The following is an 8,443-nucleotide window of genomic DNA, read 5'->3' on the forward strand; positions in this document are numbered from 1 at the left end:
GCATCCTCAACGCGTTCAAGTCCGCGGACGAGGCGCAGGCCTACGCGGGGCGGGGGCGATCGCCGGGCTAGTGATGCTGCCGCTCGCAGTGCCGCTGCTGATCTTCGGCGCGGGTGCGGCGGCGGGCGGACCGGCGGCGCTGAAGCTGCTTGCCGCGGTCAGCCTGCTGATCGTCGCGGGAGCACCGTTCGTCGCGGCCACGGCGGTGCGGGCGGGAATGGATTAGCGCGCCCACCGCGCCCAGATCGCGGTCGGCAGCACCAGCCCGCGCGCCTCCTCGCGCACCGCCAGTTCGCCCATCTCGACCGTGCCGGGCAGGTCGGCAAACGCCTGGCGCAGCATCTCGCCGATCGCCAGCGGCGACATGTGCACCGCGTACACCGTCAGGAACAGGAATCGCGACGCCCCGTCGAGCAGCCGTCGGCAGTCGGCGATCAGCGCCGGCAGATGCTGCTCCAGCCGCCACAGCTCGCCTTCCGGCCCGCGCCCGAACTTGGGCGGGTCGAGGATGATGCCGTGGTAACGCCGCCCGCGCCGCACCTCGCGCGCCACGAATTTGGTGGCGTCGTCGGTCAGCCAGCGGATCGGCGCATCGGCCATCCCCGTTAGCCGCGCGTTGCCGCGAGCGGCCTCAACCGACTTCTTCGAGGCGTCGACATGCACCATTCGCGCGCCCTTGGCGGCGAGCGCCAGCGTGCCGACGCCGGTATAGCCGAACAGGTTGAGCGCTTCCGGCGCCTCGACCCCCTGCAATCGCTCGCGCATCCAGCTCCACACCGGTGCCATGTCGGGGAAGAACCCCAGGTGGCGGAACGGCGTCGTCTGCGCGGTGAAGCGCACCTCATCCCAGCGCAGCGGCCAGCCCTCGCGCGGGACCGGCGTCGTGAAGCGCCACTGGCCGCCGCCCTCCTCGTCGCTGGCAGGGACGAACTCGCCATCGGCGCGCCAGTCGGGGCTGGCGGGTTGCCACAGCGCCTGCACCTCGGGGCGAATGAAGCGGAAACGGCCATAGCGCTCCAGCTTGCGGCCGTTGCCCGAGTCGACCAGCCCGTAATCGGCCCAGGGCTCGCCGATCAGCGTCTGCAGGCTCACTGGGAGGAGGGCGCCCGCTCGGCGATGTAGCCGGTCACCGTGGCGAAGTCGTTGGCCAGCGTCGCATAGCGCTCCTCGCGCTCGAACAGGTCGCCGAGCCGCGCCGGCAGGGTCGGGCGGACGCCGGTGGCGCGCTCGACCGCGTCGGGGAACTTGGCAGGATGAGCGGTGGCGAGCGTCACCACCGGCGTTCCGGGAGGCAGCCGCCGCGCGGCGGCGAGGCCGATCGCGGTGTGCGGGTCGATCACCTGCCCCGCCTGCGCGCACGCCCAGCCCATCGCGCCCGCCATCGCGTCGAGGTCGACCCGCTCACTGGCGATGATCGCCGCCGCACCCTCGGCCTGCGCATTGGTCAGCCGCATCGCCCCGCTCGCCTCGAAGCCGCGCATCTGCTCGGCCAGCATCCGGCCGTCGCGGTCGCCGACGTCGTACAGCAGCCGCTCGAAATTGGACGATACCTGGATGTCCATCGACGGCGTCGGCGTCTGCACGACGCCGCCCTTGGAATAATCACCTGCGGTCAGCGCCCGGTGGAGGATGTCGTTGACGTTGGTCGCGACCACCAGCCGCTCGATCGGCAGGCCCATCTTCGCGGCGACATAGCCGGCGAACACGTCGCCGAAATTGCCGGTCGGCACCGCGAAGGCAACCCGCCGCGCGGGCGCGCCGAGGCGGACGGCGGCGTAGAAATAATACACCACCTGCGCCATCAGCCGCGCCCAGTTGATCGAATTGACCGCCGACAGCGCGAACCGGTCGGCGAAGCCGCGGTCGTTGAACATCGCCTTCACCAGCGCCTGCGCGTCGTCGAAGCTGGCGCCGTCGAGGGCGATGTTGTGGATGTTGGGGGCGAGCACCGTCGTCATCTGCCGCCGCTGCACCGCCGACACGCGGCCGGCGGGGTGGAGCATGAACACCTCGATCCCCTCGCGCCCCGCCAGCGCGTCGATCGCCGCCGAGCCGGTGTCGCCGCTGGTCGCGCCGACGACGGTCAGGCGCTTGTCCGTCCCCGTCAGGAACCGCTCGAACAACAGCCCGAGCAGCTGCAGCGCAACATCCTTGAACGCCAGCGTCGGGCCGTGGAACAGTTCCAGCAGCCACTGGTCGTGATCGAGCTGGACCAGCGGCGTCACCGCGGCATGAGCGAAGCGGCCATAGGCGGCCTCGCACAGCCCGCGCAGCTCGTCGGCGGTCAGCGCCCCTTCGACGAAGGGCAGCATCACCGCGACCGCAGTGTCGACATAGGACAGGCCGGCCAGTCCCGCGATCGTCTCGGTCGGCAGTACCGGCCAAGCCTCGGGCAGGTACAGCCCGCCATCGGCGGCGAGGCCGGTCAGCGTGACATCGCGGAAGTCGAGGATCGGCGCGGTGCCGCGCGTGCTGACATAGCGCATGACGGCTCGGTTAGCCCCGGACCGGCGGCGACACAACCGGCGCGCGCCGCCGCACCAGCGCGATGGTGTAGATGGTCGCGGCGATCGCGGCGAACAGGAACCACTGCACCGCATAGGCGAGATGGTTGTTGGGGATGTCGTCGAGACTGGCTGGCTGATTGAACCGAAGGCCGGGCAGGGGAGTGTCGGTGACCAGCATCAGCTCGTCGGGCGCGGACGAGAACAGCCCCTCGATCAGCGCGCGGTGCTGCGGCGCGTGGGTGATGTAGCCGCTGACCGTGCCGCCGACCCAGACCGGATCGTGGAGCGGATCGCTGCCGATGCCGACCTGCACCGCAAAGGCGGCGGTGGCCGGCGTCGCGAAGCATTGCGCGATGGCACGCCAGCCGCTCGATCCGTTGGCGGCGCGGCCGGCATCGCGGTGCCAGCCATGCGGCTCGCGGCAGGTGGCGACGGCGTGCCGGAACAGCACCATATCGTCGGGTGTGGCCGGCATCGCGATCGTCGGCCGGTGCTGGTTGCCGGCGTAGAGCGCCAGCAACGCCAGCTTCTCCTGTCGCCGCTGGAGCTGCCAGAACCCCAGCGCGATCATCGCCGCCACCGCCGCCAGGACGAGCACGGTCGCCACCACCGGCACGCGCTTCACTGGATGCGGCCCTCGCGCGCGGCGTTGCGATACTCGGCGGCGATCAGCGCGCCCTTGGCGAGGCGCAGCGAGGCGACGACCAGCGCCACCGTCACCGGCGGCCAGAGAATCAAATGCACCCACCAAGGCGGCGACAGCGCGAGCTGCAGCCAGATCACCAGGCCGATGACGATCGTGCCGAGGATCAGCGTCAGGAACGCCGCCGGCCCGTCGCCGACGTTGAACTTCTCGTAATCGAGCCCGCAATGCGAGCAGCGATCAGCGAACTTGAGCAGTCCCCGGAACAGCGTCGGCCTGCCGCAGCGCGGGCAGATGCCCTTGAGCGCCACATCGAGGATGCTCGGCTCGGCTCCGGGCGGAACGGCGCGTTCAGGGTCTGTCACCGCCGCGCCGTCACGTTCATCCCGCCGCGACCGGCGCGCCCCAGCCGCCCCAGACATAGACGGTGACGAACAGGAACAGCCACACCACGTCGACGAAGTGCCAGTACCAGGCCGCCGCCTCGAAGCCGAAATGCTGGCGCGGCGTGAAGTCGCCGCGATAGGCGCGGATCAGGCAGACGGTCAGGAAGATCGTGCCGACCAGGACGTGGAAGCCGTGGAAGCCGGTCGCCATGAAGAATGACGCGCCATAGTTGATGCCCTTGAACGGGAACGGCGCATGGGCGTATTCGAACGCCTGGATGGTGCTGAACAGCGCCCCTAGCACGATCGTCAGCCACAGCCCCTTGAGCACGCCGTCACGGTCGCCGACGCCGATCAGGCCCCACAGGCCCTTCTTCACGCCGCCGCGCTGGCCGTGGATCATCGCGTGATGCGCCCAGGTGACGGTGGTGCCCGAGCAGAGCAGGATCATGGTGTTGAGCAGCGGAAAGGCGAAGGGGTTGATGACCTCCAGCCCCTTGGGCGGCCAGGTCGCCGCGATCTGCGCCGCGCCTTCGGCCGCTCGGGTCACCTGGCCATCGGCGAAGGTCAGCGCGGTCGGAAACAGCGAGAAGTCGAAGAACGCCCAGAACCATCCGACGAAGAACATCACCTCGGAGGCGATGAACAGGATCATGCCGTAGCGGAAGTGCAGCTGCACGACCGGCGTGTGGTCGCCGTGATGCGCCTCGGCGATCACCTTGGCCCACCACGACCCCATCGAGAACAGCAGCGCCGCGAAGCTGATCAGGAAGATCCAGCCGCCGCCATTGGCGTGCTCCGGCCCGGTATGGCCGCCCTTCATCCACATGATGCCGCCCGCCGCGACGCCCAGCGCGCAGAACGCGGTGACGATCGGCATGATGTCGGGCGGAAGGATGTGGTAGCTGTGGTTCTTGGCGCCGGCCATCGTCGGGTTTCCCTGGGTGCTTGTTCTGAACGCTCTAGAGCGGTTTTCGCCGCCGGCCAACGGGGTTTTAGGCGCGCTCAGCCATCGATCGCAGTACGCCCGGTGGTTCTGACCGCATCGGCGGGGTAGAAGGTGTAGGACAGCGTGATCGTCTGGATGTCGCGCGCGTCGGGATCGTCGACGATGCCGGGCTCGACATAGAAGATCACCGGCATCCGCACCGTCTCGCCGGGCTTGAGCGTCTGCTGGGTGAAGCAGAAGCACTGAATCTTCTTGAAATACTTGCCCGCCTGCGCCGGCTGCACGTTGAAGGTGGCGGTGCCGGTGATCGGATGGTCCGACGTGTTGGTGGCGGTGAAGAACGCCATGTCGCGCGCGCCCACCGCGACGGTGTCGGACCGCGCCTCCGGCTTGAAGCGCCACGGCATGTTGGGGGAGACGTTGGTGTCGAACGCGACCGTCACCTGATGGTCGACCGCGCCGGGCGCCTCCAGCCCGCGGCCGGTGGTGCCGTTCAGCCCGGTCGCCTGGCAGAACAGGCGGTAGATCGGCACGCTTGCCCAGGCGAGCCCGGTCATGAAGGCGATGACCGCAACCATCACCAGCGCGGTGCGCCGGGTGCCGTCGAGTCGTCGCCAGCTCGCGATCATCAGTGCGCCATCCCCACCCGGATCTTGGCAATGGTGATCGCGAACACCAGCACCACCAGGCCGCCGAGCAGCACCGCCATCACCACGGCCCGGCCACGCTGGCGCCGGCGGACCAGCTCCTCGGGATTGTCGTCGAACGGGCTCATGCCACCCACCGATCGGCGACCAGCGCGCCGAACACGACGAAGAGGTAGAGGATGGAATAGCTGAACAAGCGCTTCTCCGGGGTCATGGGATCGTTCGCCTGCGTGGCGCGCGTCGCCACATGGGTGGCAAGCACGGCGAAGACGGCGGTCGTGATACCCGCGACCGCACCATAGATAGGGCCGACCAGCCCCAGCAGCCAGGGCAGGATCGCCGTCACCGCCATCGGAATGGTGTAGAGCCCGATCTGGGTCCGCGTCGCACGCTCGCCGGCGACGACCGGCAGCATCGGCACGCCGGCCTTGGCATAATCGGTCTGCACGAACAGCGCGAGCGCCCAGAAATGCGGCGGCGTCCACAGGAACACCAGCGCGAACAGCAGCAGCGGCAGCGTCGCGACATGCCCGGTCGCCGCCGCCCAGCCGATCAGTGGCGGAAACGCCCCGGCCGCGCCGCCGACCACGATATTCTGCGGCGTGCGCCGCTTCAGCCAGACGGTGTAGACCAGGACGTAGAACAGGATCGACGCAGCGAGGATCGCGCCGGCGACGATGTTGACCGCCAGGCCCATCAGGATGACCGAGAACGCGCCCAGCCCGACCCCGAACTGGAGCGCGGCGGGCCGGTCCATCCGCCCGGCGGGGAGCGGCCGGCCGGCGGTGCGCTTCATCACCGCGTCGAGGTCCGCCTCGTACCACATGTTGAGCGCCCCCGCCGCGCCCGCGCCAAGCGCGATGCACAGGATGGCGGTAAAGCCGATCACCGGCGGCACGCCGGCGGGCGCGGCGAGCAGGCCGCACAGCCCGGTGAACACCACCAGCGTCATCACCCGCGGCTTGGTCAGCGCTAGGAAGTCGCGCCAGTCGGCGGGCGGGGGCAGGGCGGCGGCGGTCATGGTCGAGGCGGCTATAGGCGCACCGCATCGCCGGGGGAAGCGGAGCCTGCCGCTGTCCGCGTTCAGGCGGGAAGCGCGAGCCCGTCGTTCGATGCGCCGATCCGCCTGTGCCGGAACGGCAATCGCCGACGCTCGACGATCGACCGCCACGCCCACTCGACCGGCCCGATCGCGAAGCTGCGGACATAGTGGTTGGCGAGGACCAGCAGCACGGCGTCGATCGCCAGCGCCGCCAACATCAGCGGCGCCCAGGTCAGCCGTCCGTACAAGGCGAGCGCGAAGGGCGGGAACACCAGCCACAGCGTGATCAGCGTCTGCGCGACGTAGATCGACAGCGCCGTCCGCCCCGCCGCCGCGAACGGCTTCATCAGCCTTGCGCCGGCCACCGACGCCAGCAGCAGGCTGATGACAGCGACGTGCCCCAGCGTCGTCGCTTCGCGGGCGATCTCAGACGTTGCCCACATCGTATGCGGGAGGTGGTCGAAGCGCATCTGCTCGGCGGCACCGATCGCGCGCAGCGGCAAGCCGATGCCATAGCCCGCGATCGCCAGCAGCGCGTAGAAGCGGCGTGAGCGCAGCCCCTGCAGGATGCCGAGCTTGAACAGCGCCGCGCCGATCAGCATCACGCTTGCCGCCTCCCAGACCCAGAGCAGTTCGAGGCCTTTGCTTTCTAGATCGATGAACCCGTCGATCTGGGTATGCGCCCAGTCCGAGAAGCTACCGGTGCGGCCGCGATCTTCCGCCGTGATATCGCTCGCGAGTCTGGCGCGTCGCGCATCGGCTTTGGCGGCGCGATCGAGCAGGGCGCGATCGCCCTTGTTGAGCGGCAGGTGCGCTTGCTGACGAGCCTCGACGCGCTGGATGGCGGTGTGCTGCTGGAGGCCGCGATAATAGCCGAAATAGCCGGCTCCGCCGAGCTGCGACACCGCCGCGATCAGCCCGATCGCGATCAGCCAGCGTGGCCGCAACCGCCGGAACAGGAACGCGATGAGGGCGGCAAGGGCATAGGTGTGGAGGATCTCGCCCGGCCACAACAGGATAAAGACGTGGACCAGTCCGAAGCCGAACAGGACCACGTTGCGCGCATAATAGCGGCGCATCGTCGCCCAGCGGCCGGCGCTGGTCGCAGCGCGCTCGGTCAGAATCACCATCCCCGCGCCGAACAGCATCTCCAGCAGGCATCGCGCGGTGCCGTTGAAAAAAACCTCGCGGATCGTCCACGCGACCCGGTCGGCCGGTGCCCAGCCGAGATGGCGGATGTCCGCTCCCGACGCGAGCATCGATTGGCCCATGTCGTTGATGTTCATGAACAGGATGCCGAGGATCGCCACTCCGCGCAGCACGTCGAGGCTGGCGATACGCGGCGCGCCGTCGGGCTCGTCCGATCGTGCTGCCGTGATGCTCATGCTCAGCCGCCCCCCCGACGATGCCGTTCGCTACCACGCGGGTGCTGACCCGGCAATCCGGCGGCGGCACCTAACGAAAACGCCCCGGCTCTCACCGGAGCGCTCGCGTGTTTGCAGATCGGTCCGCTCAGTCGATGATCGGCAGCGTCTCGAACTGGTGGTATGGTGGCGGGCTCGACAGCGTCCATTCCAGCGTCGTCGCACCGTCGCCCCAGGGGTTGGCGGGTGCCTTGGGACCGGCCAGCAACGACCAGACCAGGTTGACGAAGAACACCGCCATCCCCGCGGCCATGATCATGTAGCCCACCGACGCGACATAATTCCAATGCGCAAAGGCATCGGGATAGTCCGGGTAACGCCGCGGCATCCCCTGCAGTCCGAGGAAATGCATCGGGAAGAACATGACGTTGACCCCGACGAAGAACACCCAGAAGTGCAGCTGGCCGAGGAACTCGTTGTACATCCGCCCCGACATCTTCGGGAACCAATAGTAGAAGCCGGCGAACAGCGAGAACACCGCGCCGAGCGACAGCACGTAATGGAAGTGCGCGACGACGTAATAGGTGTCCTGCATGTAATCGTCGATGCCGCCATTGGCGAGCACCACGCCGGTGACGCCGCCGACCGTGAACATGAAGATGAAGCCGATCGCCCACACCATCGGCGTCTTGAACGACAGGCTGCCGCCCCACATCGTCGCGATCCAGCTGAAGATCTTGATGCCGGTCGGCACCGCGATCACCATGGTGGCGGCTGTGAAGTACATCTTGGTGTTCACCGACAGGCCGGTGGTGAACATGTGGTGCGCCCACACGACGAAGCCAACCACGCCGATCGCGACCATCGCGTACGCCATGCCGAGATAGCCGAACACCGGCTTTCGG

At 68.7% G+C, this 8,443-nt stretch carries 10 protein-coding genes and 1 pseudogene; 1 reads left to right on the forward strand and 10 read right to left on the reverse strand.

Translation table 11 applies throughout. From position 1 onward, the window contains the following. A pseudogene (locus HUU96_RS07190) lies at positions 1-226 on the forward strand (hypothetical protein); the annotation flags it as partial. Here HUU96_RS07190 and HUU96_RS07195 read toward each other — a convergent pair. The 10 genes from HUU96_RS07195 to HUU96_RS07240 form a co-directional block, all read right to left on the reverse strand. After that, positions 223-1,092 (reverse strand): class I SAM-dependent methyltransferase, encoded by an 870-nt coding sequence (locus tag HUU96_RS07195; RefSeq protein WP_174292156.1) that lies wholly within the window; start codon positions 1,090-1,092, stop codon positions 223-225. The pseudogene HUU96_RS07190 and the gene HUU96_RS07195 overlap by 4 nt on opposite strands. Continuing rightward, a complete protein-coding gene (gene thrC, locus HUU96_RS07200; protein WP_174292157.1) occupies positions 1,089-2,486 on the reverse strand; it encodes a threonine synthase in 1,398 nt (465 codons plus the stop codon). The genes HUU96_RS07195 and thrC overlap by 4 nt, the downstream gene beginning before the upstream one ends. Positions 2,487-2,496: 10 nt before the next feature. After that, positions 2,497-3,132: an SURF1 family cytochrome oxidase biogenesis protein gene (locus HUU96_RS07205; RefSeq protein WP_174292158.1), complete on the reverse strand. Its 636-nt coding sequence runs from the start codon at positions 3,130-3,132 to the stop codon at positions 2,497-2,499. After that, the gene (locus tag HUU96_RS07210) at positions 3,129-3,515 is read right to left on the reverse strand and encodes a DUF983 domain-containing protein (protein WP_254605092.1); all 387 of its coding nucleotides are present in this window, start codon (positions 3,513-3,515) and stop codon (positions 3,129-3,131) included. The genes HUU96_RS07205 and HUU96_RS07210 overlap by 4 nt, the downstream gene beginning before the upstream one ends. A 16-nt stretch (positions 3,516-3,531) precedes the next feature. Beyond that, positions 3,532-4,464, reverse strand: a complete 933-nt coding sequence (locus tag HUU96_RS07215) for a cytochrome c oxidase subunit 3 (protein ID WP_174292160.1) — start codon at positions 4,462-4,464, stop codon at positions 3,532-3,534. A 77-nt stretch (positions 4,465-4,541) separates the two neighbouring features. Continuing rightward, positions 4,542-5,114 carry a cytochrome c oxidase assembly protein gene (locus tag HUU96_RS07220; RefSeq protein WP_174292161.1) on the reverse strand — a complete coding sequence of 191 codons (573 nt, stop codon included), beginning with the start codon at positions 5,112-5,114 and terminating at the stop codon, positions 4,542-4,544. Next, a complete protein-coding gene (locus HUU96_RS07225; RefSeq protein ID WP_174292162.1) occupies positions 5,114-5,260 on the reverse strand; it encodes a hypothetical protein in 147 nt (48 codons plus the stop codon). The genes HUU96_RS07220 and HUU96_RS07225 overlap by 1 nt, the downstream gene beginning before the upstream one ends. Beyond that, the gene (locus tag HUU96_RS07230) at positions 5,257-6,153 is read right to left on the reverse strand and encodes a heme o synthase (protein WP_174292163.1); all 897 of its coding nucleotides are present in this window, start codon (positions 6,151-6,153) and stop codon (positions 5,257-5,259) included. The genes HUU96_RS07225 and HUU96_RS07230 overlap by 4 nt, the downstream gene beginning before the upstream one ends. Positions 6,154-6,215: 62 nt before the next feature. After that, positions 6,216-7,559 (reverse strand): DUF418 domain-containing protein, encoded by a 1,344-nt coding sequence (locus HUU96_RS07235; protein ID WP_174292164.1) that lies wholly within the window; start codon positions 7,557-7,559, stop codon positions 6,216-6,218. Positions 7,560-7,686: 127 nt separating this feature from the next. Continuing rightward, the coding region (locus HUU96_RS07240) for a cbb3-type cytochrome c oxidase subunit I (protein ID WP_174292165.1) at positions 7,687-8,443 on the reverse strand (757 nt) is incomplete at its 5' end.

This window comes from Sphingomonas bacterium, from assembly GCF_903644135.1.
In the GTDB taxonomy this organism is placed as follows: Bacteria; Pseudomonadota; Alphaproteobacteria; order Sphingomonadales; family Sphingomonadaceae; genus Sphingomonas.

Excerpts from the sequence above, each read along its gene's own strand:
- thrC (WP_174292157.1), bottom strand. The coding sequence starts at position 2,486 with ATGCGCTATGTCAGCACGCGCGGCACCGCGCCGATCCTCGACTTCCGC.
- HUU96_RS07215 (WP_174292160.1), bottom strand. The coding sequence starts at position 4,464 with ATGGCCGGCGCCAAGAACCACAGCTACCACATCCTTCCGCCCGACATC.
- HUU96_RS07220 (WP_174292161.1), bottom strand. The coding sequence starts at position 5,114 with ATGATCGCGAGCTGGCGACGACTCGACGGCACCCGGCGCACCGCGCTG.
- HUU96_RS07225 (WP_174292162.1), bottom strand. The coding sequence starts at position 5,260 with ATGAGCCCGTTCGACGACAATCCCGAGGAGCTGGTCCGCCGGCGCCAG.
- HUU96_RS07230 (WP_174292163.1), bottom strand. The coding sequence starts at position 6,153 with ATGACCGCCGCCGCCCTGCCCCCGCCCGCCGACTGGCGCGACTTCCTA.
- HUU96_RS07235 (WP_174292164.1), bottom strand. The coding sequence starts at position 7,559 with ATGAGCATCACGGCAGCACGATCGGACGAGCCCGACGGCGCGCCGCGT.